The organism is Solidesulfovibrio alcoholivorans DSM 5433, assembly GCF_000702665.1.
Classification (GTDB): Bacteria; Desulfobacterota; Desulfovibrionia; order Desulfovibrionales; family Desulfovibrionaceae; genus Solidesulfovibrio; species Solidesulfovibrio alcoholivorans.
The window spans coordinates 43,256-67,767 of the sequence record NZ_JNJA01000012.1; the positions used below are offsets into that span (position 1 = coordinate 43,256).

Annotated in this window: 20 protein-coding genes; 12 read left to right on the forward strand and 8 right to left on the reverse strand. The window is 69.7% G+C overall.

The annotated features are described in order from the left end of the window. Positions 1-19 precede the first annotated feature (19 nt). Positions 20-1,033, forward strand: coding sequence for a glycosyltransferase family protein (locus Q368_RS0117405; RefSeq protein ID WP_029460319.1), 1,014 nt, complete (start codon positions 20-22; stop codon positions 1,031-1,033). Between the two features lie 136 nt (positions 1,034-1,169). On the opposite strand, the gene rnhA is transcribed toward Q368_RS0117405, so the two are convergent. The 3 genes from rnhA to Q368_RS0117420 are packed head-to-tail and all read right to left on the reverse strand — an operon-like array spanning position 1,170 to position 2,859. Then, entirely contained in the window at positions 1,170-1,652 is a 483-nt protein-coding gene (gene rnhA, locus Q368_RS0117410) for a ribonuclease HI (protein ID WP_029460320.1), read from the reverse strand. Then, a complete protein-coding gene (locus Q368_RS0117415; protein WP_029460321.1) occupies positions 1,649-2,170 on the reverse strand; it encodes a hypothetical protein in 522 nt (173 codons plus the stop codon). Before Q368_RS0117415 ends, rnhA begins: the two co-directional genes overlap by 4 nt. Next, on the reverse strand, positions 2,167-2,859 hold the full coding sequence (locus Q368_RS0117420; protein WP_029460322.1) for an ABC transporter ATP-binding protein: 693 nt from the start codon (positions 2,857-2,859) through the stop codon (positions 2,167-2,169). Before Q368_RS0117420 ends, Q368_RS0117415 begins: the two co-directional genes overlap by 4 nt. A gap of 91 nt (positions 2,860-2,950) precedes the next feature. Here Q368_RS0117420 and Q368_RS0117425 point away from each other — a divergent pair, with 91 nt between their 5' ends. The 7 genes from Q368_RS0117425 (at position 2,951) to Q368_RS0117455 (ending at position 10,217) form a co-directional block, all read left to right on the forward strand. Continuing rightward, the gene (locus Q368_RS0117425) at positions 2,951-3,571 is read left to right on the forward strand and encodes an arylesterase (protein ID WP_425423687.1); all 621 of its coding nucleotides are present in this window, start codon (positions 2,951-2,953) and stop codon (positions 3,569-3,571) included. Between the two features lie 9 nt (positions 3,572-3,580). Further along, positions 3,581-4,387 carry a type III pantothenate kinase gene (locus Q368_RS0117430; RefSeq protein ID WP_029460324.1) on the forward strand — a complete coding sequence of 269 codons (807 nt, stop codon included), beginning with the start codon at positions 3,581-3,583 and terminating at the stop codon, positions 4,385-4,387. 87 nt (positions 4,388-4,474) lie between these two features. Beyond that, entirely contained in the window at positions 4,475-5,203 is a 729-nt protein-coding gene (locus Q368_RS0117435) for a tetratricopeptide repeat protein (RefSeq protein ID WP_029460325.1), read from the forward strand. Between the two features lie 154 nt (positions 5,204-5,357). Then, positions 5,358-6,665 (forward strand): phosphopyruvate hydratase, encoded by a 1,308-nt coding sequence (eno, locus tag Q368_RS0117440; RefSeq protein ID WP_029460326.1) that lies wholly within the window; start codon positions 5,358-5,360, stop codon positions 6,663-6,665. Positions 6,666-6,746: 81 nt separating this feature from the next. Continuing rightward, complete coding sequence (locus Q368_RS23410) at positions 6,747-7,529, forward strand: dienelactone hydrolase family protein (RefSeq protein ID WP_156955782.1); 783 nt, start codon at positions 6,747-6,749, stop codon at positions 7,527-7,529. A 117-nt stretch (positions 7,530-7,646) separates the two neighbouring features. Continuing rightward, positions 7,647-8,528: a bifunctional methylenetetrahydrofolate dehydrogenase/methenyltetrahydrofolate cyclohydrolase FolD gene (folD, locus tag Q368_RS0117450; RefSeq protein ID WP_029460328.1), complete on the forward strand. Its 882-nt coding sequence runs from the start codon at positions 7,647-7,649 to the stop codon at positions 8,526-8,528. Positions 8,529-8,540: 12 nt separating this feature from the next. Next, positions 8,541-10,217, forward strand: coding sequence for an ABC1 kinase family protein (locus tag Q368_RS0117455; protein WP_029460329.1), 1,677 nt, complete (start codon positions 8,541-8,543; stop codon positions 10,215-10,217). 117 nt (positions 10,218-10,334) lie between these two features. Here Q368_RS0117455 and Q368_RS0117460 read toward each other — a convergent pair whose 3' ends face one another. The 4 genes from Q368_RS0117460 to Q368_RS0117475 form a co-directional block, all read right to left on the reverse strand. After that, on the reverse strand, positions 10,335-12,404 hold the full coding sequence (locus Q368_RS0117460; RefSeq protein ID WP_029460330.1) for a [FeFe] hydrogenase, group A: 2,070 nt from the start codon (positions 12,402-12,404) through the stop codon (positions 10,335-10,337). Position 12,405: 1 nt separating this feature from the next. Further along, positions 12,406-14,295, reverse strand: coding sequence for an NADH-ubiquinone oxidoreductase-F iron-sulfur binding region domain-containing protein (locus Q368_RS0117465; protein ID WP_029460331.1), 1,890 nt, complete (start codon positions 14,293-14,295; stop codon positions 12,406-12,408). Next, complete coding sequence (locus Q368_RS0117470; protein ID WP_029460332.1) at positions 14,295-14,801, reverse strand: NADH-quinone oxidoreductase subunit NuoE family protein; 507 nt, start codon at positions 14,799-14,801, stop codon at positions 14,295-14,297. The genes Q368_RS0117465 and Q368_RS0117470 overlap by 1 nt, the downstream gene beginning before the upstream one ends. Before the next feature lie 529 nt (positions 14,802-15,330). Next, positions 15,331-16,932: a thiamine pyrophosphate-binding protein gene (locus tag Q368_RS0117475; RefSeq protein ID WP_052360260.1), complete on the reverse strand. Its 1,602-nt coding sequence runs from the start codon at positions 16,930-16,932 to the stop codon at positions 15,331-15,333. A gap of 215 nt (positions 16,933-17,147) precedes the next feature. On the opposite strand from Q368_RS0117475, the gene Q368_RS24100 reads away from it, so the two are divergent. From Q368_RS24100 to murI, 4 genes are all read left to right on the forward strand, one after another. Beyond that, the gene (locus Q368_RS24100) at positions 17,148-21,764 is read left to right on the forward strand and encodes a CheR family methyltransferase (protein WP_052360261.1); all 4,617 of its coding nucleotides are present in this window, start codon (positions 17,148-17,150) and stop codon (positions 21,762-21,764) included. A 60-nt stretch (positions 21,765-21,824) separates the two neighbouring features. After that, positions 21,825-22,034, forward strand: a complete 210-nt coding sequence (locus Q368_RS0117485; RefSeq protein WP_029460335.1) for a hypothetical protein — start codon at positions 21,825-21,827, stop codon at positions 22,032-22,034. 106 nt (positions 22,035-22,140) lie between these two features. After that, a complete protein-coding gene (locus Q368_RS0117490; RefSeq protein ID WP_029460336.1) occupies positions 22,141-22,617 on the forward strand; it encodes an EVE domain-containing protein in 477 nt (158 codons plus the stop codon). Positions 22,618-22,694: 77 nt separating this feature from the next. Further along, the gene (gene murI, locus Q368_RS0117495; protein WP_029460337.1) at positions 22,695-23,501 is read left to right on the forward strand and encodes a glutamate racemase; all 807 of its coding nucleotides are present in this window, start codon (positions 22,695-22,697) and stop codon (positions 23,499-23,501) included. An 11-nt stretch (positions 23,502-23,512) separates the two neighbouring features. Here the strand turns inward: murI and Q368_RS0117500 are convergent, their stop codons facing one another. After that, on the reverse strand, positions 23,513-24,256 hold the full coding sequence (locus Q368_RS0117500) for a tetratricopeptide repeat protein (protein WP_052360262.1): 744 nt from the start codon (positions 24,254-24,256) through the stop codon (positions 23,513-23,515). Positions 24,257-24,512 lie beyond the last annotated feature (256 nt).

The following is a 24,512-nucleotide window of genomic DNA, read 5'->3' on the forward strand; positions in this document are numbered from 1 at the left end:
CGGCGGCCCGGGCTCTCCCATGAAACGCCTGGCCTGGCTCGCCAATCCGCTTTTCGCCCCGGCCCTCGCGCCGGTCCTCGCCCCGCACGGCTGGAGCGTGGTGCACGCGCACGTGCCGGCCCACCGCTTTTTCAGCTGGGACTCCCTCGTTTCGGCCTTCGGTTTCGCGCCGGACGCCCTGGTTTATGGCGACATGAGCGTGCCGCCCATGCTGCTCGGACTCGAACGCTTTCCCTGCCCCACGGTCTTCGCCTGCGTGGATTCCCACATCCACGCCTGGTATCCGCTCTACGCCAGGGCCTTCGACCTCTGCCTCGTGGGACTGCGCGACCATTTGCCGGATTTCGTCGGCCCGGGCGGCGACGCCGCGCGGCTCTTGTGGTCGCCGCCCTTCGCCGCCGCAGCCGACAGGCCCGGCCCGGAAGGCCCCAACGCGCCCAAGCGCCACGACATGGTGTTCGTCGGCAAGGATGATCCGGCGCTGACCCCCGTGCGCAGCGCCCTGCTCGCCCGGCTGCGCGCGCGCTTTCCGGGATTTATCTCACTGACCGGCCCCTACCGCCAAGCCTTCCACGAAGCGCGGCTCGTGCTCAACATCGCCGAGCACCGCGACCTCAACTACCGCGTGTTCGAGGCGCTCGGCTGCGGGGCTTGCCTGGTCACCCCGCGCATCGGCCACGGCCAGGACGCCCTGTTCCGCGACGCCGAGGACCTCTTCCTCTACGACCAGGACGATTTCGAAGGCCTGTGCCGGCTCGTGGAAGCGCTGCTGGCCGACCCGGCGCGTCGCCGCCGCGTCGCTGCCTCCGGGCTGGCCAGGGTCGATGCCGGGCACCGCGCCACGCACCGCGCCCAAACCTTTGCCGACTGGTTTCTGGCGCAGCCGCTTGAGGACATGGTCCGAACGCGCCTCGCCGCGGCCGCGACGCTCCACGCCCGGGTGCTGCGCCCGCTCTACCTGCACTGGGCCGAGGCCGCACCGGAACTGGCGGGCCGTCTGCTTGCCGCCGCGAAAGACGCCCCGGGCTACTGACGCGCCATCGCCGCGCGGGCTGGATCGCCGGCCAGCGCATCAAAGTCTCGGGGGATGTTTCTGTGGAGGGGAGGAAAGAGGAATATGCCTCGTCGGCCAGGAGGGGATGCTCCCCTCCTGGGCCTCCCCGACGGGGCTAGCCGGGATAGCCGTCGTCGGCGGGCAGGTTGCGGGAGTTGGCCGCCTGCTTGGCCAGCACGTCGCAGCGTTCGTTGTCGGCGTGGCCGGTATGGCCGCGCACCCAGCGGAAGGAAACGCTGTGGCGGGAAAGCAATGGAATGAGCCGCCGCCAGAGGTCCTGGTTCTTGACCGGCTTTTTCTCGGCGTTGACCCAGCCGCGCTTCTGCCAGCCCGCAAGCCAGCGTTTTTCGATGGCGTCGTGCACGTAGCGCGAATCCGTGACCAGGACCACCTTGGTCGGCGCTTCGAGCGCCTCCAGGGCCACGATGGCCGCGAGCAGTTCCATGCGGTTGTTGGTGGTGAGCTTGCGGCCGCCGGAAAGCTCCCTGGGCCCGTCGTCGGCTTCCCACACCGCCGCGTAGCCGCCCGGGCCGGGATTGCCCAGGCACGCGCCGTCGGTGTGGATGACAAGCGGCGGCGTGGTCGTCTCGATCGTCATGGTCGGTGTTCTCCTTTTCCCCGGCCCGCCGCTGCGTCCAGGGAGTCGACAAAAAGCCCGAGCGCGGCGAGCACGCCTTCGCGCAGCCGTCCCTGCCGGCAGTTCGCGTCCAGGTGCTCCCGGCCAAGGTCTTCCGAAAATCCCGCGGGCAACGCCGAGGCGGCCAGGGGCGCAAGCACCACCCGGCTGGCCCGGCATGCGGGATCGACATAAAAAAACGCGGTCTTCGGCCCGGCGGCGACGTCCCCGGGCGGCTCGCCGCCCACGCGCACGCGCAGTTCGAGCCCGAAGCGGCCGCGCAGTGCCTGCGCCAGTTCGAGGATCGTGACCCGGTCGTCCCGGGACAGCGCATGGCCGGGATCGGCCACGGTGCCCGTGGCCTGCGCCTTCTCGATCACGGCGTCGAAGTGCTTGCGGTAGGCCACGAGGACCAGCGCGAACACGGCCCCGAGCAGCGCGCCGCGCAGCAGCCGCTCCCAGGGGCTGCGGCCGCGCGGCGCGAAAAAAAGCCGCTTCATCCGGCCGCCGCCGCCCCATCGACGACGCGGCCGTCGCGCACCCGCGCCACCCGGCCGCAACGCCCGGCCAGCCCCGGGTCGTGCGTGACGAGCACGAGGGTTGCCGACGCGGACAGGGAAAAAAGCAGGTCCATGACCTTCTCCCCGGTCGCGCCGTCGAGGTTGCCCGTGGGTTCGTCGGCGAGAAGCAGGCGCGGCCCCGGGGCCAGCGCCCGGGCCAGGGCCACCCGCTGCTGTTCGCCGCCGGAAAGCTCGGCCGGATAATGCCCCAGCCGGTCCTTGAGCCCCACGGCCACAAGCGCCTCCTCGGCCCGGGCGAAGGCGTCGCGCCGGCCGGAAAATTCCAGGGACAGCGCCGCGTTTTCCAGCGCCGTCATGGACGGGGACAGGTGGAAGGCCTGGAAGACGATGCCCACGTTGTCGCGGCGAAAGGCCGCCAGCCCGTCTTCGCTCAGGCTCGAAAGGTCGTTCCCGGCCACGCGCACCGTGCCGGCGCTCGCCCGTTCGAGCCCGGCCAGGAGCATGAGCAGCGTGGTCTTGCCCGCGCCCGAAGGCCCCATGACGGCCAGCCGTTCTCCCTGCGCCGCGCACAGGTCCACGCCGCGCAGGATGTTGACCCGGCCGGCCCGGCTTTGTAACGTCAGGTGCACGTCGGTAAGCGAAATGATGTCATCGGCTCCGCAGTCCATGCGCAAGAAACCCTCCGGCGGCGTCGCCAAAGGATACCAGCTTGCCCGCAAAAGACAAACCCGGGTCGCGGCCCTGGCCGCGCTCCTGGCGATGTTGCTGCTCGGGTGCCTCGTGACGTCCACGACGGCCGCTGCGGCGACACGCCTGGCGGCGTTCGGCGACAGCCTGACCGCCGGCTACGGCCTGCCTGCCGGCGACGCCTTTCCGGCCCGGCTGGAACAGGCGTTGGCCGCGCGCGGCCGCGACGTGACCATCGCCAATTTCGGCGTCTCCGGCGACACCACGGCCGGGGGCCTGGCGCGCCTTGACCAGGTGCTTTCCATGCGCCCGGACGGGGTCATCGTCGAACTCGGGGCCAACGACATGCTGCGCGGCCAGGATCCCGAAACGGCCATGGCCAACCTCGACGCCATCCTCAAGCGCCTGACGGGCGCCGGCATTCCCGTGCTCCTTTGCGGCATGCGCTCGGCGAAAAACTACGGCGCGGACTACGCCGCGGAGTTCGACGCCATCTATCCCGCCCTGGCCAAACGCTACGACGCCGCGCTCTACCCCTTCTTGCTCGACGGCGTCACGGGACACCCGGACCTGACCCTGCCCGACGGCCTGCATCCCAACGCCAGGGGCGTGGGGGAGATCGTCGCGCGCATCCTGCCCACGGCGGAGGCCTTCGTGGACAAACTCGGCAACACCGCGGCCGCCAGGCCGTAACCCGTCGCCATGCCCGCCCTGCTCATCGACGTCGGCAACACCAACACCAAGTTCGGTCTGGCCGAGCGCCACGGCCTCGGCCCGTCGTTTGCCCTGCCCACGGACCGCGCGGCCACGCCCGACAGCCTGGGGCTCACCCTCGTCACCGCCCTGTCCGTCCACGGCTGCGCCCCGGCCGACGTGGAAGCGGCCGTGTGCTCGTGCGTGGTGCCGCCCATGGCCCCGGTGCTCACCGCGGCCGTGTCGCGCTACCTCGGCGTGCGGCTGCGCTTCGTGCCGACGGACGTGCCCGTGCCGCTCAAAAACCTCTACGGCCGGCCCCACGAGGTCGGCGCGGACCGGCTGGTCACGGCCTATGCCGGGCGCATGTCCGTGGACGCGCCGGGCGTCATCGTCATCGACTTCGGCACGGCCACCAATTTCGACTGCGTGCGCGACGACGCCTTTCTCGGCGGGCTCATCTGTCCGGGCATGCTGACGTCGCTGTCCGGGCTCGTGAGCAAGACGGCCAAGCTGCCCCACGTGGCCCTGGAGCCGGGCGACGGCGCGCTCTCCATCGGCCGCTCCACCGCGGAATGCATCAACCAGGGCTTCGTTTTCGGCTTCGCGGACATGGTGCAGGGCGTGACCACGCGCCTGATCGCGCACTTGGGCGGCGAGGTCCGGGTGCTGGCCACGGGCGGATTCGCCGAGAAGCTGGCCCCGATCTGCCCGGTGCTGCGCGACGTGCGCCCGAACCTGCTGCTCGAGGGCCTGCGCCGCCTCTGGCTCGGCCACGGGCCGCGCCGGGGCGGAGCAAAAAAGGGATTGTCATAATCGTCCCTCCGTCGCACAATCGCGAGCATCGAAAACGGCGAAGGCATGCGTCGTCCGGCCGGCGCCCGCAACCCCAGGAACGCGTCCATGCTCCCGGAACTGCTTGGCTGCTACCAATCCCAGAAGCTGCAAAAGATGGGCAAGACCGCGGGCTCGGGCCGCGACTTCACCCAGCGCATCAACTGGCTGGCCCTGCGCCTGGACGCCGCGCGCATCCTCATCTTCCCCCTCGACGACGCCAGCCTGCCCATGCCGCTGCAAAAAACCGTGACGCCGCAGGAGTTCCTGGGCCATTTCCTACCCGCGCCCCTGGTCTTCCAGGAACGCCTGGCCCAGGCGTCCCTGGTGCTCGGCCGGCTGCTCGGCGACGGCGACACCCACCTCGACCAGAACGCCCTGCCCGAGGCCGAACGGGCGCTGTTCACCGTCATCCTCATGGCCCTTTCCGCCGGCGGCCACGCCGACAGCGACGGCGCGGTGCTGGCCGTGCTCAAGGGCAGCGGCGCGACGACCGGCGGCGAGGCGCAAAAACGCACCATCAACGCCTTCGGCATCCAGCTGCGCAAGCAGAAAAACTTCGACATCGCCGCTGCCTACTACCGCACCGCCCTGGAGATCGCCCCGGACGACGAGCGGCTGCTTTTCAACCTGGCCCGGGTGCTCTACGAAAAGGGCGAACTGGCCGCCTGCCGCGACCTCCTGGAAAAGGCCCTGGCCGCCGCTCCGGACTTCCCCGAGGCACGCAAATTCCTGCGCCACGTGCGCCGGCGCGAGGGCGCGCCGGCCGAAGCGGACTTCCCGGACATCCGCCTGTAGGGCGGAACCGCCTCCCCGCATCGCCCCGTCGCGAAAACGCCGTGCGGCGGGGGTTATAAATCGCCGCGAATTGCGTTACGTCCTGTGGTGACGGGCCGCCCGGCCCGCCGTCAACACACGCCACACCGACCAAAGACCGAATAAGGAGACGCTCATGAGCACCATTGCCGCCGTTTGGGCCAGGGAAATCCTCGATTCCCGCGGCAATCCCACCGTCGAAGTGGAGGTCACCCTGGAGTCCGGCGCGTCCGGACGGGCCGCCGTGCCTTCCGGCGCTTCCACCGGTTCCCGCGAGGCCCTGGAAATGCGCGACCAGGACGCTTCCCGCTACGGCGGCAAGGGCGTGACCAAGGCCGTGGAGCACGTCCAGGGCGAGCTGGCCGAGGCCGTCATCGGCATGGACGCCCTGCAGCAGGTGTCCATCGACAACACCATGATCGACCTCGACGGCACGGAGAACAAGTCGCGCCTGGGCGCCAACGCCATCCTCGGCGTGTCCATGGCCGTGTCCCGCGCCGCGGCCATGTTCCTGGGCCAGCCGCTGTACAACTACCTCGGCGGCATCAACGCCAAGGTGCTGCCGGTGCCGCTGATGAACATCATCAACGGCGGCGCGCACGCCCCCAACAACCTGGACATCCAGGAGTTCATGATCGTGCCGCTCGGCGCGCGCACCTTCGCCGACGCCCTGCGCATGGGCGCGGAGACCTTCCATACGCTCAAAAAGATCCTGGCCGCCGACGGCCACATGACCGCGGTCGGCGACGAGGGCGGCTTCGCTCCCAACCTCAAGGACCACGACGAGGCCTTCAGGTACATCACCAAGGCCATCGAAGAGGCCGGCTACCGCCCGGGCGACGAGATCTCCCTGGCCATCGACGCCGCGGCTTCGGAATTTTTCAAAAACGGCAAGTACGTGCTCGGCGGCGAAAAGCGCACCATGAGCTCCGACGAGATGGTCGCCTACCTGTCCGGGTTCGTGGACCGCTACCCCATCATCTCCATCGAGGACGGTCTGGCCGAGGGCGACTGGGAAGGCTGGAAGAAGCTCACCGTGGAACTGGGCGAGCGCATCCAGCTTGTGGGCGACGACATCTTCGTCACCAACCCGGACATCCTCGACGAGGGCATCAGCCAGGGCGTGGCCAACTCCATCCTGATCAAGCTCAACCAGATCGGCACCGTGACCGAGACGCTGGACACCATCGAGATGGCCAAACAGGCCGCCTACACCACGGTGGTCTCCCACCGCTCGGGCGAGACCGAGGACAGCTTCATCGCGGACCTCGCCGTGGCGGTCAACGCCGGCCAGATCAAGACCGGGTCGCTGTGCCGCTCGGACCGCCTGGCCAAGTACAACCAGCTGCTGCGCATCGAGGAGGAGCTGGAGGACGCCGCCATCTTCTACGGCCCCTACATGGCCGCCAACTGGTACGACATCGAGGAAGACGAAGAAGAGTAGCCCGCAAGGCGCTCCCTTTTGGCGCGCCGGGAGGTTCGGCCTCCCGGCGCGCTTGCTTTTCCGCCGCCGAAGGTCTTCCCCATGAGATTCCCGCTCCCTCGCGGCATGTGGCTCTGTCTGCTCCTTTGTCCGGGGCTCTTGCCGGTCTCCCCCGTCTTGCGGGCGGACGCCGCCCCGGTCGCGGCACGGACCGTGACCCTGTCCACGCCCCGGCATCCGGTGGTCGCGACACTGTTTCGCGCTGCGGGAAACGGCAAGCGGCCGGCCGTCATCCTGCTGCACGGCCGGCAGGGACTCGCCCCCTTCGCCGCCGCTTACCGCCGCCAGGCCGAAGCCCTCGCCGAGGCGGGCATGGACGCCTATCTGCTCACCTACTACGACGCGGAGGACCTCGCCCGGGCCAACGCCCCGGACCCGGCCGCGCGCCAGACCCTTTTCCGGGAGCGGGCCGGAGCCTGGGCCGGGCTCGTGCGCGACGTTGCGGGCGACATCCTGGCCGGAGCCCTGTCCTCGGGACGCGTGGGGCTTCTCGGTTTTTCCCAGGGAGGGTTCCTGGCTGCCGGCGTCGCCGGAACCGACCCGCGCGTCACCGCCCTGGTCGTCTATTACGGCGGCGTCCCGAGCGTCTTCCGGGATGCCGTCAGGCGTCTGCCGCCCCTGCTCGAACTGCACGGCGACGCCGACACCGTCGTCGCGCCCGCCGCAGGCAAGGCGCTGGTCGATCTGGCCCGGGCATGCGGCGGGCAGGCCGCGATGCGGGTTTTCCCCGGGGCCGGGCACGGATTTTCCGGCGACGACGCCAGGAAGGCGCAGGGGATGGCCGTGGATTTCCTGCGCCGGCATCTGCTGCAAACCGCCGATTGAACGGTGGACGCGGGCAGGCATTGGCGGCTAAGGGAGAAAAGGACGCGCACGCCTTGCGGCCGCACCGGTTTCTGCCCGGAAAACCCGCTTTTCCGGCGATGCAAAGGAGAGACAGCCATGCTTTTGATTGACGGGAAAAAAGTCGCAGCCGAGCTGCGGCTCAAAGTCCGCAACGACGTCGACGCCATCACCCGGGAATGCGGCCGGCCGCCCCATCTGGCCGTCATCCTCGTCGGCGACGACCCGGCCTCCCAGGTCTACGTGCGCTACAAGGAGAAAGCCTGCGAGGAAGTGGGCATCGCCTCGCGCATCTGGCGGCTCGACGCCGGGACCACGCAGTGCGCCCTGGAGCGCCATATCACCGAGCTGTGCGAAAGCGACGACATCGACGGCATCCTGCTCCAGCTGCCCCTGCCGCGCGGCCTCGACGCCAACCGCTGCCTGGCGATCATCGACCCGAAAAAGGACGTGGACGGCTTCCACCCGGAAAACGTGGGCCGGCTTTCCATCGGCCTGCCGGGGCTCAAGCCCTGCACGCCCTTCGGCGTCATGAAGCTGCTCGAATACTACGGCCTTTCCCCGGCCGGGAAACAGGCCGTGGTCGTCGGGCGCAGCAACATCGTGGGCAAGCCCATGGCCATGCTGCTCTCCGCGCAAACGCCCTTCGGCAACGCCACCGTGACCATGTGCCACTCGCGCACCCCGGACCTCGCGGCCGTGTGCCGCCAGGCCGACCTGCTCGTGCCGGCCATCGGCAAGCCGAAACGCATCACCCGCGACATGGTCAAGCCCGGCGCGGTCATCGTGGACGTGGGCATGAACCGCCTGCCCGACGGCAAGCTCTGCGGCGACGTGGACTACGAAAACGTCCTGGACCTCGTTTCGGCGATCACTCCGGTGCCCGGGGGCGTGGGCCCCATGACCATCGCCACGCTCATGGCCAACACCGTGGAAGCCTTCCGCTGGCGGCGCGAAAAGCCGCTGTGCCCGGTGGACTAGGGCCGGGGTCGCATGTTCTCCCTGGCCACCATCCCGCATCTGGCCCGAAACGCCCGGCGGTTCACGGAAATCGCCGGCGTTTTGGCCAAGTACGGGCTGGCCGAGTTCCTGGCCGCCACGGACACATCGTTTTTCCGCGGCACGCTCAAGGGGCCGGCCGGGGCGACGCTGTCGGGGCTCACGCGCGAGGCGCGGCTGCGCCTGGCCATGACCGAACTCGGGGCCACGGCCGTCAAGATCGGGCAGATCCTGTCCACGCGCCCGGACCTCGTCGGCCCGGAGACGGCGGCGGAACTGGCCAAACTGCGCGAGGACACCGCTCCGGACGCCCCGGAGGTCGTGCGCGCCACCATCGAGGCCGAACTCGGCGCGCCCCCGGAAGCGCACTTTTCCGCCTTCGAGGAAACGCCCGTCGCCTCGGCCTCCATCGGCCAGGTGCACCGGGCGATCCTCGCCGACGGGTCGCGGGTGGTGGTCAAGGTGCAGCACGCGGGCATCGAGGAGGACGTGCGCGCCGACCTCGACATCGCCATGGGACTGGCCGAGCTTGCCGAGCGCGGCATCGTGGAACTGCGCCTGTACCAGCCCCTGGCCGTGGCCGCGGAGATGCGCCGCACCATCCTGCGCGAGCTCGATTTCACGCGCGAGGAGCGCAACCTGCGCCATTTCGCCGCCAATTTCAGCGGCGACGCGCGCGTGGTTTTCCCGCGCACGTTCCCGGGCCAAAGCGCCAGGCGCGTGCTCACCATGGAGGAGCTCGACGGGGAGTCCGTGGCCGCGCTCGCCGCCGCGCCGGCCACGCCCGAGGAGTCCGCGCGCCGCACGCGCCTGGCCAAAAACGCGGCGGACATCTTTCTGGAGATGATCTTTCGCGACAACTTCTTCCACGCCGATCCGCATCCGGGCAACCTCCTGATCCTGCCCGGCGACCGGTTGGGGCTGCTCGATTGCGGCATGGTCGGGCGCATCGACGAGCGCACGCGCCGCGCCCTGGAAGACGCGCTTTTAGCCGTGGCCTCGGGCGACGCCGAGGCGCTCACCGAACAGGTCATGCGCCTGGGGCGCGTGCCGCCGGGACTCGACAGGCAGGCGCTGGCCGCCGATGTGGAGGAATTCGTCGCCGACTACGCCGGCCAGTCCGTGGGCGCGTTCGACCTGTCCGGCGCGCTCGGGGACATGGCCGCCCTGGTGCGCCGACACGGCATCCTGCTGCCGCCGACCGTGGCCCATTTGCTCAAGGTGTTCGTGGTCCTGGAAGGGGCCTCGCGCCAGTTGCACCCGGGGTTTTCGCTGATCGAGGTCCTCACGCCCTACGCCGCCAAGATTCTCGCCCGCCGCTTCTCCCCGGGCGAGGTGTTTTCCAAGCTGCGGCGCGGCGCGCGCGACTGGAACGCCCTGTTCGAAACGCTGCCCCGCGACGCCGCCGAGATTCTGCGCCGCGCCCGCGACGGCCGTCTCGACGTGCGCCTGGACCACAAGGGCCTGGACGGCACGGTCAACCGGCTGGTCTACGGCATCGTCACGGCGGCGCTGTTTCTCGGCTCGTGCATGCTGCTCGCCAGCCGCGTGCCGCCGCGGGTTTTCGACGTCTCCCTTTTCGGCGCGCTCGGCTGCCTCTGGGCCATCGTGCTCGGGCTGCGTCTTTTACGCGCCATACGGCGCAGCGGCGAACTCGGCGGACGCTCGTAACTCCCGAGTCCCCCCTTCACCTAAAAAGAAACGGGCCCGCCCCGAAAGGACGGACCCGCCAGCAGGCCCGCGCGGCGTGCGGACGGTCCCGGACCGCCGCGCGCCGCGCGAGGATTTTTATCCCTTGCCGCAGGCGCAGCCGCAACCGGCACCCGCCGTGGGCGCCGCGGGCGGCAGGGGGTTTTGCAGGTGGCGGTCCAGGGCGGCCAGGACCGATTCCAGGGTGCAGTGGTTGAGCGTCTCGTCCCCGACCTGCACATTGGGGCCGCTGGCGCATTGCTCGTGGCAAAACGACGCCTTGACGACCACGGCGTTTTCCAGGCCCTGGTCGATGATGTGCGCGAGCAGGCCGTTCAGGATTTCCTGCGCGCCGCGCAGGTGGCAGCTCGTGCCCAGGCAGACCTGCACCTGGATGCGCGGCTCCCTGGGATCGCCGAGCAGCACCAGGGTCTCGTCGGTGATGCGACGGCGGCTCTGGTAGCCGGTGTGCAGCAGCTCGTGGGCCTTGTGTCCGCCGATGTCGCCCAGGAACTTGGCGTAGCACTGGTTGACGAAGATGTTGTCCTGGGCCTTGTGCAGCTGGCGGCCCTTGTCGCTTTTGTACAGGCCCTTGGCGCGGCGCTTGCGCACGGCCAGGTCCAGGTTGACGGGCTGGCCCGCGCCGCCGACGCAGCCGCCGGGGCAGGCCATGACCTCGATCAGGTCGTAATCGCACTTGCCGGCCTTGACCTTCTCGGCCACGACCCGGGCGTTGGCTAGGCCGTAGACCACGGCCAGGCGCAGGGTCGCGCCGCCGACTTCGATGTTGATCTCGCGCAGGCCCGAATCGCCGCGCACCTCGTTGAAGTCGGTGTTGTAGAGGGTTTGCCCCGTCATCTTCTCGGCGGCGTAGCGCAAGACGGCCTCGGTGACGCCGCCGGACGCGCCGAAGATCACGCCCGCGCCCGTGCCGAAGCCGAAAGGCATGTCGCGCGACTGGGGCTCGAGGTCGTTGAAGCGCAGTCCCGCCTGCTCGATCATGCGCGCGAGCTCCTGGGTGGTCAGCACGTAGTCCACGTCCGGGCTGCCGTCCTTGGCGAACTCGGGGCGGCGCGCCTCGAACTTCTTCGCCGTGCAGGGCATGACCGAGACGATGGCCAGCTTCTTGCGCGGGATGCCCAGCTGTTCGGGCAGCATTTCCTTGACCAGCGAGCCGAACATCTGCTGCGGCGAGCGGCAGGAAGAGAGGTTGGGCAGCAGTTCCGGGAAGTACTGCTCGGCGAACTGCACCCAGCCGGGACAGCAGGAGGTGAACTGCGGGAGCTTCACGCCCTTGGCCTTTCGCGCCAGGAACTCCTCGGCCTCCTCGATGACCGTAAGGTCGGCGGCGAAGGTGGTGTCGTAGACCTGGTCGAAGCCGATGGTCTTCATGGCCGCGACCACGCGGCCCATGATCGGCTCGCCGGCGGGCGTATTGAAGCACTCGCCGATGCCCACGCGCACGGCCGGGGCGATCTGCGCGACCACGGTCACGTCCGGGTCGGCGAGCAGGTTCCAGACGTCCTCGATCTCGGACTTGGGCGTCAGCGCGCCGGTCGGGCACACGCTCGAGCACTGGCCGCAGTTGACGCACTCGACGTCGGCCAGACCCTTGCCGAAGGCCGGCAGCACCGCGGTCTTGTGGCCGCGGTAGGCGAAGCCGATGGCCCCGATGCCCTGGATTTCCGAGCACATGCGCACGCAGTCGCCGCACAGCACGCACTTGTTGGGGTCGCGCACCAGCGACGGCGAGGAGACGTCCACGGCCACGGGCTCCTGGATGGGCTTGAAGCGCACCTGGGACACGCCGAGCTTGCGCGCGATCTCCTGGAGCTTGCACGCGCCGTTGCGGAAGCAGGTCGGGCAGCTCTGGTCGTGGTTTGCCAGCAGCAATTCCACGGCGATCTTGCGGATCTCGCGCAGCTCCTTGGTGTGGATGCGGATCTCCATGCCCGGCTCCGGGGGCGTCGAGCACGCGCCCATGATGCCGCGGTTTTTGACTTCCACCAGGCACAGCCGGCAGGCGCCGTAGACCGAGAGGTCGGAGTGGTAGCAGAAGGTCGGCAGGTCGATGCCGACCTTGCGGATGAGTTCGAGCAGGTTGCGCTCGCCTTCGATGGGAACGACCTTGCCGTCGATGACGACCGAGTTTTCGGTATTCTTGGCCATGCTAGATTCCCTCCACCGCGCCGAACTTGCAGGCCGCCGCGCACGCGCCGCATTTGACGCAAAGCCCCTCGTCGATGCGGTGGGGCTGTTTTTTCTCGCCCATGATGGCCCCGACCGGACAGGCTTTCACGCACAGGCGGCAGCCCTTGCACACGGCGGGGTTGATGCTCGGACGGGCGAGCGCCTTGCAGCGCCCGGCCCGGCAGCGCTTCTCGAAGACGTGCTCCTCGTATTCCTTGCGGAAATGCTTGAGCGTGGAGAGCACGGGGTTGGGCGCGGTCTTGCCCAGGCCGCAAAGCGAGCCGATCTGCACGGCGTGGCCGAGGGTTTCGAGCAGCTCGAGGGTCTCGGCCGTGCCCCGGCCTTCGATGACGTCGTCAAGCAGCGCCAGCAGCTGCTTGGTGCCCTCGCGGCACAGCACGCACTTGCCGCAGGACTCGCGCTGGGTGAATTCCATGAAGAAGCGGGCCACGGAGACCATGCACGTCTTCTGGTTCATGACGACCAGGCCGCCGGAACCGACCATGGCCCCGACGGAGCGCAGGGAATCGAAATCGAGGGGCAGGTCGAGCAGGTCCGGGGTCAGGCAGCCGCCCGAGGGGCCGCCGATCTGCACGGCCTTGAACCCGGCCTTGTCGATCAGGCCCCGGTCGTCGGTGACGCCGCCGCCGATGTTGAGCACGATCTCGCCCAAGGTCGTGCCGAAGGGCACTTCGATCAGGCCCGTGTTGCAGACGTGGCCGGTGAGCGCAAAGGTCTTGGTGCCCGGGGACTTCTCGGTGCCGCACTCGCGGTACTTGGCCGCGCCGCCCATGACGATGCGGGGCACCTGCGCCAGGGTTTCGACGTTGTTGATGACCGTGGGCTTGCGCCACAGGCCCTTTTGCGCCGGAAACGGCGGCTTTGGCGCGGGCATGCCGCGCCGGCCCTCGATGGAGGCCATCAGCGCCGTTTCCTCGCCGCACACGAACGCGCCGGCTCCTTCCATGACTTCCAGGCGGAAGGACTGGCCCGAGCCGAAGAGGTCGTCGCCGAGGAACCCGGCGGCCTCGGCATCGGCCACGGCCTGGCGCATGCGCCTAACGGCCAGGGGATACTCGGCGCGCACGTAGATGTAGCCCTCGTCCGCGCCGATGCCGCGGGCGGCGATCATCATGCCCTCGATGACGCAGTGCGGGTTGCCCTCCATGACGGAGCGGTCCATGAACGCGCCCGGGTCGCCTTCGTCGCCGTTGCAGATGACATATTTCTTGGCGTTGTCCTGGACGCGGGCGGCTTCCCATTTGCGGCCGGTGGGGAAACCGCCGCCGCCGCGGCCGCGCAGGCCCGATTCGGAAATGACGTCGCACACGGCCTTGCCGTCCATTGCGGCAAAGGCCTTGCGCGCGGCCGCGTAGCCGCCGTGGGCCACGTATTCCCTGATCTCGTCGGGATCGATGAAGCCGCATTCCTTGAGCACGCTGCGGTGCTGGCGCTGGTAGAAGGGAATCTGGTCCGGGCCGAGGCACTTTTCCCGGGAGCGCGGATCGACGTAGAGCAGGCGCTCCACGGGTTCACCCCGAAGCAGGGTGAGGTTCACGATGTCCGGGACATCCTCCTCGCAGACTTTCGTATAGAGGATGTTCTCGGGCAGGATGGTGACGAGCGGCCCCATCTGGCAAAAGCCCTGGCAGCCGCTGTGGGAGACGCGCACGCCGTCGCCGTGGCCTTCGGGCTTGAATTCCAAAATGACGTCGAGGCCGGCGGCGGCCATCTGTTTTTCCAGGGCGGCGAGCACCTTCCTGGAGCCGTTGGCCACGCAGCCGGTGCCGGCGCACACGATGACCCGGCGCAGGCCCGCATGCGCGGCGGTCGCGGGGGCGGCGGCGGAATCCTGAAGGGGACCTTCCATTACTGCAACTCCTTGGCGCGGATGCCATCGATGAGGGACACGGCGCGCTGCGGGGTCATCTGGCCGTAGACGTCCTCGTTTATGACCATGACCGGGGCCAGGCCACAGGCCCCCAGGCAGGCCACGGTCTCGACGGTGAAGAGCATGTCCGGCGTGGTCGCCTTTTCCTCGGACAGGCCCAGGCGGTCGCGCAGGGCTTCCAGGATGGGGATGGAGTGCTTGACGTGGCAGGCGGTGCCGTCGCACAGGCGCACGATGTACTTGCCCTTGGGGGTGAGCGCGAAGTGGGCGTAGAAGGTGGCCACTCCGAAGACGTTGGCCTCGGGGATGCCCAGGGAGGTGGCCACGTAGGAGAGCACTTCCTCGGGGAGGTAGCGGTACTCTTCCTGCAGGGCTTGCAAGATGGGCACCAGTCGCGCGGGGTGACGGCCGTAATGGTCGAGAATGCCGCACAGCTTCTGGAATTTGGTGGTTTCCGCCAGGCAGGCGGCCATGTTCGGCTCCATCCGTTGATCTCCTTTTCGACTGCAAGCGTTTATCGGAGTCCATACGCCGGGTATCGCGGCCTTCGCCGCCGCCCTGGGCGCAATCGCACGCCGCGGCGTCCGGCTGCGCAAACGCAACATCCGAAAACGCCTTGCGGCCGTCGCCATCCGGCAAATCCCGGGCACGACGCCAGAAAGGCGCCGCGCTCGGGGCGTCGGGAATCGATCCGTCGGATCGCACCAGGGTCATGTTGTCAGGGGGTCGCGCAAGGAACGCCTTGGCGGCCGGATCGGGCGGGTCCAGCAAGATGTATGCTATGCGTCGGAGGACTGGAGGGAGGAGACGTCGGACTGTCTTATTTAATTGAACAAATATGGGGAAATTGCGCTTTGGAGGCGCGGGAGCATCACGGTTCGGCGCGACGTCGCGCGCGGGACATGTTGCAATTTGGCATCAATTTATGCAAATCTGCAACATGCCCGAGTCCGACTTCGGTATTTTTGCAACCGCTTTCCAGAGCGCCAACGTCTGATTAGTTGCAAAAACGCATCAATACGCGCCGCCGGACACCACGCCAGGCCCAGCCCGGTCCCCCAAGGCGCAATGCACCGCCGCCACGCACGACCCAGCGCCCGAAAGACCCTCGACAAGCGCCGCCTCCAGCGCGTCCGCGCGCGCCACGGCAAGCCCGCGCGCGCCCAGCGACCGGCCGAAGGCCGTGAAATCGGGATGCGCCGCAGCATCCTCGCCGACAAGGGCCACGACCAGGACCGGCAGGCCGCAATGCACCGCCGTGGCCAGTTCCGTGCCCAGGGCGAGCAGGCCGCGCGCATCCGTGACGCAGGCCACGGCGCGCGGCCCCACGGCCGCCTTGACCCCCACCGCCGCCGCCACGGCCCAGCCCGCCGGCGCGCACGGCGCGGGCGTGAAATAGGCGCACGGCCGCACCGCCATGAAGCCGTGGGTGAAACAGGGCCGCAGCGCAAACGCGTCGACCACGAGGCAGCCGTCGCGGGGAAGCGCCCGGCGTAGCGCCGCGGCCACGGCCATAGGGACGGGCGGGGCGTCGGGCGCGGACGGCGCGAGCGACGCGGCATCGGACAACGCCGCTTCCCGCAGCCCCCTGGCCCAGGCCGCACGCGCCTGGTTGCCCGCCCGCAGCCGGTTGATGCGGGCCGAGCCGCCTTCGAGCATGAGTTCCAGCGCCGCCCGGCAATCGCCGACCACGGGCACGTCCACGGGGAGCGCCCGCCCGATGGCGGCCGGGTCCGCGTCCACCTGTACGAGGGTGCGCCCGGGCGCGGCCAGCGTCGCCCCCAGAGGGGCGTCCCAGCCGGAGAGATTGCAGCCGAGCAGGATGAGCACGTCCAGGGGCTGCGCGAGCAGCGCGCCGGCCGCGCGGCCGCCGCCGTCGCACACGCCGAGGCACAGCCGGTGGTCGCCCGGAAACGCCCCCTTGCCCCGCACGGTCGTGGCCACGGGCAGCTCGAACTGCTCGGCAAAGGCGATGAGCCGCCGGACGGCTCCGGCCTTTTCCACGCCCGCGCCGGCCAGGACGGCCACGCGCGCCGGCGTGGAGCCGCCGCCGTCGGGCACGAGGATGCGCCACAGCCGTTCCACGGCGACCGCGTCCACGAAGCGCGGCCGGTAGGTCGCGGCGTCCAGGGGCTGCCACGGGACCGCGTCCCCGGCCTCCCCCCCGCCGCCGGCATCGGGCGGCAGGCCGAGCAGGACCGGCCCCCGGGGGGCGGCGAGCATGCGCGCAAGGCCCGCGCGCAACTGTTGCGGCATCGCATCCGGCGTCGCCGCGGCAAAGGACGCGGTCGCGGCCGGCGCGAGCAGGGACAGGCCGCCCCCTCGCGCCGCAACGCACAGCAGCGGCGAGCCGTCGGCACGGGCCGTGGCCACGGCGCCGGCCATGGCCGCAGCCTCGGACCCGTCTCCGGCCAGACAGGCCCCGAACCGGCCCGAGGCCCGGGCGTAGCCGTCGGCCATGCAGGCCGCGCCGGCCGCCTGGGCGGCCGGGACGACGGCGACGGCAGCGTCTTGGACAGCGCCGCGCAGGGATTCGCCGGGTCCTCCCGCGGCCGTGAACACGTGGCGGACGCCTTCGGCGGCAAGGATATCAAGCAGAAAAGCCGTGGCGCGCATCTCCCCCTCCAGGGTGGAAAATTCTCCCTTTGCCCATGATGCGCCGGCCAAACCCGGGCGTCAAGGCCGGCCGCCGGCCGCGCGGGGCGAACAAAGTCCGTGCGGCGGCGTTGCCTGTATGCGGTGATCGATGCTATCCTTTGCTCCCAAAGTTCCCACGCCAAACAGCTGGTCCGGTTTGCGCGCGTTCCGCAGGGGAGGGAGGCAGCTAGCCCATGGACGACAACGATGCCGTGACAGGCCAGGACGACATCCGGCGGGAAACGTCACAATCCCCCCACGCCCCCGACGCGCCCTGCCCCGTGGTCGCCATCGGCGCTTCGGCCGGCGGGCTCGAAGCCATCCTCGCACTTCTCGAGAATCTCCCCCCAAACCTGCCTGCCGCCCTTGTCGCCCTCACCCACCTGCCGCCCGACAAACCGAGCAGTCTCGACGCCGTGCTCGCCAGCCACACGCGCATGGCCGTGCGCACGATCGACGGGGACACCCCACCGCAGCAGGGCACGATCCATATCCCGGCAAGCGGCGACGACCTGGACTTTTCCGGCGGCCTCCTGCGGCCCCACCGCCGCGAGGCAGGACTGCTGCGCCACAACATCGACGCCTTCCTGAGCGACCTCGCCGAGGCCTACGGGTCCCGGGCCGTGGCCGTCATCTGCTCCGGCACGGGCACGGACGGCATGCAAGGGGCCATCCGCGTCGCCAAGGCCGGCGGCGTGGTCCTCGTCCAGGACCCTGCCGAAGCCGCCCATGCCGGCATGCCCGAGGCCGTCATCGCCGCCGGCGCGGCCACTGCCGTATTGCCCATGGCGGAACTGGCCCGCCAACTGGCCCGCCTGCTGGCCGACGCCACCTGCCCCGAGGTCGAAGACGACGCCTTTGTGGACGCCACGCTGCTGCTGGTCAAAAAACAGACGGGGCACGACCTGACCGGCTATAGGACCAACACCATGGCCCGGCGCATCCACAAGCGCATGCTTCTCTCCGGCACGACCGGGCCCCAAGCCTACCTCGACCGCCTGCGTGACGACGCCGAAGAGGCCGGCAGGCTCCTGCGCACGCTTTTCATAGGCGTGACAGCCTTTTTCCGCGACCCCGACGCGTTCGAGGTCCTGCGCGCCTGGGCCCTGCCGGCCATCTTCCGCGACCGCGAGCCCGGCGACCCGGCGCGTTTCTGGGTGGCCGGCTGTTCCACGGGCGAGGAGGCCTATTCCCTGGCCATGCTCACGGCCGAATATCTGGAGCGCACGGGGAGCCGGGCGGGATTCAAAATCTTCGCCACGGACATCGATCCGGGCGCGGTGGCCGCGGCTCGCAGGGGCCGCTATTCCCTGCGCAGCCTGCAACAGATGCAAAAGGAACGCCTCGACCGCTATTTCAAGACCGAGGGGCGGGGAAAAACCGTCATCCCGTCCCTGCGCGAACGCGTCGTGGTGGTGCGCCACAATCTGCTTGCCGATCCGCCTTTTCTGCGCACGGACCTGATCGTATGCCGCAACCTCCTCATCTACCTGACGCCCAAGCTCCAGGAGCGGGCCGTGGGCCTGCTGCATCAGGCCCTCAATCCCGGAGGATTCCTGTTCCTCGGCCCCTCCGAATCCGTCAAGCCGCACACCGGCGGTCTGGAGGTGGTGAACAAGCGCTGGAAACTCTACCGCAGCATCGCCCCCCCGGACCGCCGCCACCTGCGCCGCATCGCCCCGGACCATCCGGCCTCCCGGGAAGCCCCCTGGGCGGTCCCTTTCGCCGCCAAGCCCGACGAGGACCTCGACGCCGTCCTGGACAAGGGCCTGCGCCGCCGCTACAGCCCGCCCGCCGTGCTGGTCGACAGGGAGGGGCACATCCTGCGCGCGCACGGCGACACGAGCCGCCTCCTGCGTCTTCCCGACGGCGAACCGACCCTCGACGTCGTCCGGCTCGCCCGGCCGGAACTGCGCCACCACCTGCGCCTGGCCCTGGCCCGGGCGATCAAAACCGGCGCGGGCACGACCCTGCCGCCCATACGCCTGACGGCGGACGGCGATGACGCCGTGGCCGTGGCCGTGGACCCCGTGCCCGGCGAAGACGGCGAAGCCGCGCGGCTGCTCGTGGTCTTCGACACGGTGCGCGCGCTTCCCCTGCCCGGCGACTATCAGGAATTGGCGGGCCTGACGGAAAGCGGCGTCGTGCAGCGCTACGAGGCGGAATTGCAGGCCGCCCACGACCACCTGCGCGAGGTCGTGGAGCGTGACGAGTCCCTGAACGAAGAATTGCGCGCCACCAACGAAGAACTGCTCAGCATGAACGAGGAGCTCCAGTCCGCCAACGAGGAGCTCGAGGCCTCGCGGGAGGAATTGCAGGCCTTAAACGAGGAGCTGACCCACAAGATCGAGGAACTTGGCAGGGCGCATGCCTTCGTGGAGAACCTGCTCGCCGCCGCCGAGGTCGCCACGGTGTTTCTCGACCGGGAGGGACGCGTCATGCGCTCCACCCCGGCCGCCCTGGAGGTCTTCCATGTCGCGGTGGAGGACGTGGGCCGCCCGCTTGCGACGATCAAACCCAGGGTGCACGACAAGGCCCTCATGGCGGACGTGGACGCCGTCCTGCGCGGCGAGGCGGCGACCGAACACGAAGTCCGGCGCGACGACGGCCGGGTGTACCTGCGCCGCGTGCTGCCCTACCGCGAAGAGGACGGGACCGTGGGCGGCACGGTGCTCACCTACGCCGACGTGACGACGCTCAAGGAAGCGGAGGCCGTGCTGCGCCGCGGCAACGAGGAACTCGAACACCTCGTCGCCGCGCGCACAGACGAACTGCGCGCGGCCCGGGAGGAAGCGCAGCGCTGGGCGGACAGGCTGGTCATGGCCCTGGACGCGGCCAAGGCCGGCATCTGGGAATGGGACCCCAAGACCAACGAAAACATCTGGTCCGAGCAGATCTGGTCCCTGTACGGCCTCGACAGGAAGTCCGTGCAACCCTCCTACGACAGCTGGCGGCAGGCCGTGCATCCCGCGGACCTGTCCGCGATGGAAACGGCCGTGCAACAGTCTCTGGCGCACGGCGAGGACATCGCCATCGAATGGCGCACGGCACGGCCGGCCGGACAGGAACGCTGGCTGCTCTCCGTGGGCCGGCCGGTGTTCGACGCCCACAGGCGCGTGATGCGTTACAGGGGCATCGTCCTCGACATCACCGGACGCAAGGCGCTCGAACGCTCGCTGACGTTTCTGGCCACCTGCGGCCACGGCCAGGACGGACGGGACTTCTTCCATTCCCTGGCCGCGTACCTGGCCGAGGCGCTGCACATGTCGTTCGTATGCATCGACCGGCTGGAGGGCGACGGGCTGCGCGCCACCACGCTTGCGCTTTTCTGCGACGGCCATTTCGAGGACAACATCACCTACGCCCTGGCCGACACCCCCTGCGGCGTGGTCGTGGGCAAGGCCGTATGCAGCTTCCCCAGCGGCGTGCGGCAACGCTTTCCGCACGACGCCGTGCTGCAGGAGATGGACGCCGAAAGCTACGTGGGCGTCACCCTCTGGGACAGCGCCGGCCGGGCGAGCGGCCTGATCGCCGTCATCGGGCGCAAGCCCCTGGCCGACGTCGAGCTGGCGGAATCGCTTTTGACCATGTTCGGGGCGCGCGCCGGCAGCGAACTGGAACGCCTGGAAGCCGAGGAGGCCCTGGTCAAGGCCAAGGAAACCGCCGAAAGCGCCAGCCGCACCAAATCGGAATTCCTGGCCAACATGAGCCACGAGATCCGCACGCCCTTAAACGGCGTGCTCGGCATGCTCCAGTTGCTCGGCACCACGAGCCTCGACGCGGAGCAGGCCGAATACGTGCAGGCGGCCACGGTCTCGTCGCTGCGCCTGACGCGCCTGCTCTCCGACATCCTGGACCTTTCGCGCATCGAGGCCGGCAAGCTCGTCATCCACGAGGCCGAATTCACCGTCGCGGGCTTGCGCGCCGCGGTCCTCGACCTCTTCTCCGTGGCCGCCCGAGAAAAGGGCCTGACGCTGGCCTTCGAGGTGGACCCGCGCCTGCCGGCCACCCTCGTCGGCGACGAGGTCCGGCTGCGCCAGATCCTTTTCAACCTCGTCGGCAACGCCATCAAGTTCACGGAGAAGGGCGTGGTACGGGTGGAGGCGTCGCTGCTGCGGCAGGAAAAGCGCCGCGCGCGGGTGCTCGTTTCCGTCGCGGACACGGGCATCGGCATCGCCGAACACAAGCTGCGCGAGATCTTCGAGCCTTTCGTCCAGGCTGAGGGCACCTACACCCGCCGCTTCCAGGGGGCGGGGCTGGGGCTTTCCATCGTGCGCCGGCTGGCGCGGCTCATGGACGCAAGCCTCGACATCGACACCGAGGAGGGCCGGGGCGCGACGTTTTTCCTGTCCCTGTCCCTGGGCCTGCCCGGCCCGCTGCCCGCCCGGGAAGTCCCCGCCCTGGCCGCTTCCGCCGCCGCCAGGCCCCTGCGCGTCCTGCTGGTCGAGGACGACATGGTCAACCTCCTGGCCGGCAGGCGCATGCTCGAAAAGCTCGGCCATGCCGTGGCCACGGCCGAGGACGGCCGTCAGGCCCTGGCGCGCCTCGGCGACGACGACATCGACCTCGTCTTCATGGACATCCAGATGCCGGTCATGGACGGCCTGGAAGCCACCCGGGCCATCCGCGCCGGACAGACCCCCCGGCCGGACATCCCCATCATCGCGCTCACCGCCTACGCCATGCCCGCGGACCGGGAACACTTCCTGGCCGCCGGCATCGACGACGCCGTGACCAAGCCCGTGGAAACGGCCACCCTGGCCGAAGCCATCGAACGCACCCTGGCCAGGCGCGGGACCGTGCCCGCGTAAGGGGCGTTGCGCCCCGGCGCCGCGGCGCGTGTGGAAAAGGAATCAGCAAAGGAGACAGCCATGTCGTCTGAAAAAGCCGCTTTCGAAACCACCTGCCCGGGCTGCGGCGAAAAGGTCCGCGTCACGGTCTCGCGCGAGGACGTCGCCGACGGCAAGGCCCATGCCCAGGCCGTGTGCCAGCGCTGTCTCGGCCGCTTCGAGGCCATCACCGACCTCGACTGCCTGGAATGGGACGACGCCTGCAAGACGGAAGTCGGCCGCTTCGGCTAAGGGCGCGTCCTTTCGATAATCGTTCCGCCAACGGCGTCGCCCCTTTTTAGGGGCAACGCTTTTTTCGGGGGCGCGGCGCGAGGCCGGCCCGCACGAGGAGTTCCCGATGCCGCGCCACTGGCTGCTCAAGACCGAGCCGGGCTGCTTTTCCATAGACGACCTGGCCGCCGCCCCCGGGCAGACCACCTGCTGGGACGGGGTGCGCAACTATCAGGCCCGCAAGTATCTGCGCGAAATGGCCGTGGGCGACCTGGCGCTTTTTTATCACAGCGTGAAAAATCCCGCGGCCGTGGGTGTGGCGGAGATCGTGCGCGAGGCCTACCCGGACGTGAGCGCCCAGGACCCGCAGGACCGCCATTTCGATCCCAGGGCCACGCCGGAAGATCCCGTCTGGGTCATGGTCGACGTGCGCCTGCGCGCCCGCTTCGCCGCGCCCGTGCCCCTTGCGGCCATGCGCCGGGAACCGGGGCTTGCCGGCATGGAGCTTTTGCGCAGGGGCTCGCGCCTGTCGGTCATGCCCGTTTCCGCCGAGGAATTCGCCCTGGTCTGCGCCCTTGGCGGCGCGGCGGCACAAAAGGCTTGACGCCGGCCCCGGACAGGGGTTTAGCCCGTCTGGCGCAGGGCGCCGCCGCGCCCAATCCGCGCCCAAAGGCTCTTCCCGTGCATTGTGACGCAACCTGCCCCATCGGCATCTTCGATTCCGGCGTCGGCGGCCTCACCGTGGCCCGCGCCGTCATGGACCGCCTGCCAAACGAACGCATCGTCTATTTCGGCGATACCGCCCGCGTGCCCTACGGCGTGAAGTCTCCGGACACCGTGGCCCGCTACGCCGCGCAGATCACGCGGTTCCTGCTCGCCAAAAACGTCAAGCTGCTCGTCGTCGCCTGCAACACCATGGCCGCCGTGGCCCTGCCGGCCATCGCCTCCATGTCGCCCGTGCCCGTCATCGAGGTCATCTCGGCCGGGGCCAAGAGCGCCCTGGCCGTCTCGAAATCCCGGCGCATCGGCATCATCGCCACGCCCTCGACCGTGGCCAGCCGGGCCTACGAAAAGGCCCTGGAACTCTATGGCGGCCCGGACGTCCACGCCGTGTCCAAGGCCTGTCCGCTGTTCGTGCCGCTGGTGGAGGAAGGCTGGCTCGACCATCCGGCCACGCGCATGGTGGCCGAGGAATACCTGCGCCCGATGCTGGCGGAGGACCTGGATACGCTGATCCTCGGCTGCACCCATTATCCGCTGCTCGCCCCGCTTCTGGCCCAGGTCGTCGGGCCGCAGGTACGGCTGCAGGACTCGGCCACGGCCATGGCGACGCGCGCCGCCGCCGTGCTGGCGGAACTGAATCTCGCCCGAAACGACGGGCCGCCGCGCCATATCTTCCACGTCACGGACATGCCGTTGCGTTTCCGGGAGATCGGCGAACGGTTCCTCGGCCGTCCCATGGAGGACGTGCGCCTGGAGAAGATGTAGCGCCGGAGTGTCTAGGAATTGGCGGCGGCGTGGGCGTTCGGGGAGGCCGCGGGCGCGTCGCCTGCCGGCGGCGTGGGCGCGGACGCCGGTGCCGGGGTCGCGGGGGCGGCCGGGGTCGCGGGCTTGGGCTTGGGCTTCGGCTTGGGTTCGGCCGGCGGCGCGGGCGGCGTTTCGGCCCGGGCGCAGGCCACGCGGGCGTTTTTGTATTCCGTCACGGCCGGGGCATAGGCCGGGTCCAGGACCATGGCCCTGCGGTAGGCGGCGAGCCCTTCGCGGCAGTCGCCGGCGGCCATGGCCAGGTTGCCGAGGTAATACTGGACCTGGGCGTTTTTGGAGCCGCGCCGCACCGCGGCGGCAAGGCGCTCCCCGGCCGCGTCACGGCGGCCGGCCGCGTACAGGGCCACGCCCAGGGCCTCGAGCGGACGCGGATCGGCGGCGTCGAGGCTGGCCGCCTCGGTCAGCACGGCTTCGGCACGCCCGAGATCGCCGTCCTTGGCCGCGCAGATGCCGAGGTACAGCCGCGCCTCCACGGATTTGGCATCCTGGAGGACGGCGGCTTCCAGGTCGGCCATGGCCTTGTGGCAGTCTCCCGCGGCGACCGCCTTCTTCCCGGCCTCGAGACGTTTGGCGGCCGAAGGGACGGCAGGGGCCGTCGCCGCGACAGGCGGCGGGGATGGCTGCTTCTGGCAGGCGGCCAGGGCAAGGGCCAGCCCCAGGAGCACGGGGACGGCTTTTCCCAGGAATAATCGCGACATGGTTCCTCCCGGCCGCACGGGCCAGACGGTCCCGCGGACGGCGACACGCGCCGCGTCGCAGGACCGGCGTTTCGGCGTGTAGCGCCGCCTCCGAACCCTGTCAACGGCCGGGCACGCCGCGAAGCGCCCTTGACGCCATCCCCTGGCCCACGTAGAGGATAATGGCTTTCCGGTTTCACGGACAAGCCCCGCCCCAGGAGTTGCGGTGAAGCGTTTCGAGGCCGTTTTTGCATCTTTTTCCGGACGCCGTCCCCCG

Coding starts and splice junctions, on each gene's coding strand:
- Q368_RS0117435 (WP_029460325.1), top strand. CDS start 4,475: ATGCTCCCGGAACTGCTTGGCTGCTACCAATCCCAGAAGCTGCAAAAG.
- Q368_RS0117485 (WP_029460335.1), top strand. CDS start 21,825: ATGTCGTCTGAAAAAGCCGCTTTCGAAACCACCTGCCCGGGCTGCGGC.
- Q368_RS24100 (WP_052360261.1), top strand. CDS start 17,148: ATGGACGACAACGATGCCGTGACAGGCCAGGACGACATCCGGCGGGAA.
- Q368_RS0117455 (WP_029460329.1), top strand. CDS start 8,541: ATGTTCTCCCTGGCCACCATCCCGCATCTGGCCCGAAACGCCCGGCGG.
- Q368_RS23410 (WP_156955782.1), top strand. CDS start 6,747: ATGAGATTCCCGCTCCCTCGCGGCATGTGGCTCTGTCTGCTCCTTTGT.
- Q368_RS0117415 (WP_029460321.1), bottom strand. CDS start 2,170: ATGAAGCGGCTTTTTTTCGCGCCGCGCGGCCGCAGCCCCTGGGAGCGG.
- Q368_RS0117500 (WP_052360262.1), bottom strand. CDS start 24,256: ATGTCGCGATTATTCCTGGGAAAAGCCGTCCCCGTGCTCCTGGGGCTG.
- Q368_RS0117430 (WP_029460324.1), top strand. CDS start 3,581: ATGCCCGCCCTGCTCATCGACGTCGGCAACACCAACACCAAGTTCGGT.
- Q368_RS0117460 (WP_029460330.1), bottom strand. CDS start 12,404: ATGGCCAAGAATACCGAAAACTCGGTCGTCATCGACGGCAAGGTCGTT.
- Q368_RS0117465 (WP_029460331.1), bottom strand. CDS start 14,295: ATGGAAGGTCCCCTTCAGGATTCCGCCGCCGCCCCCGCGACCGCCGCG.
- Q368_RS0117425 (WP_425423687.1), top strand. CDS start 2,951: ATGTTGCTGCTCGGGTGCCTCGTGACGTCCACGACGGCCGCTGCGGCG.
- rnhA (WP_029460320.1), bottom strand. CDS start 1,652: ATGACGATCGAGACGACCACGCCGCCGCTTGTCATCCACACCGACGGC.
- Q368_RS0117420 (WP_029460322.1), bottom strand. CDS start 2,859: ATGGACTGCGGAGCCGATGACATCATTTCGCTTACCGACGTGCACCTG.
- Q368_RS0117405 (WP_029460319.1), top strand. CDS start 20: ATGAAACGCCTGGCCTGGCTCGCCAATCCGCTTTTCGCCCCGGCCCTC.
- eno (WP_029460326.1), top strand. CDS start 5,358: ATGAGCACCATTGCCGCCGTTTGGGCCAGGGAAATCCTCGATTCCCGC.
- folD (WP_029460328.1), top strand. CDS start 7,647: ATGCTTTTGATTGACGGGAAAAAAGTCGCAGCCGAGCTGCGGCTCAAA.
- Q368_RS0117490 (WP_029460336.1), top strand. CDS start 22,141: ATGCCGCGCCACTGGCTGCTCAAGACCGAGCCGGGCTGCTTTTCCATA.
- Q368_RS0117475 (WP_052360260.1), bottom strand. CDS start 16,932: ATGCGCGCCACGGCTTTTCTGCTTGATATCCTTGCCGCCGAAGGCGTC.
- Q368_RS0117470 (WP_029460332.1), bottom strand. CDS start 14,801: ATGGAGCCGAACATGGCCGCCTGCCTGGCGGAAACCACCAAATTCCAG.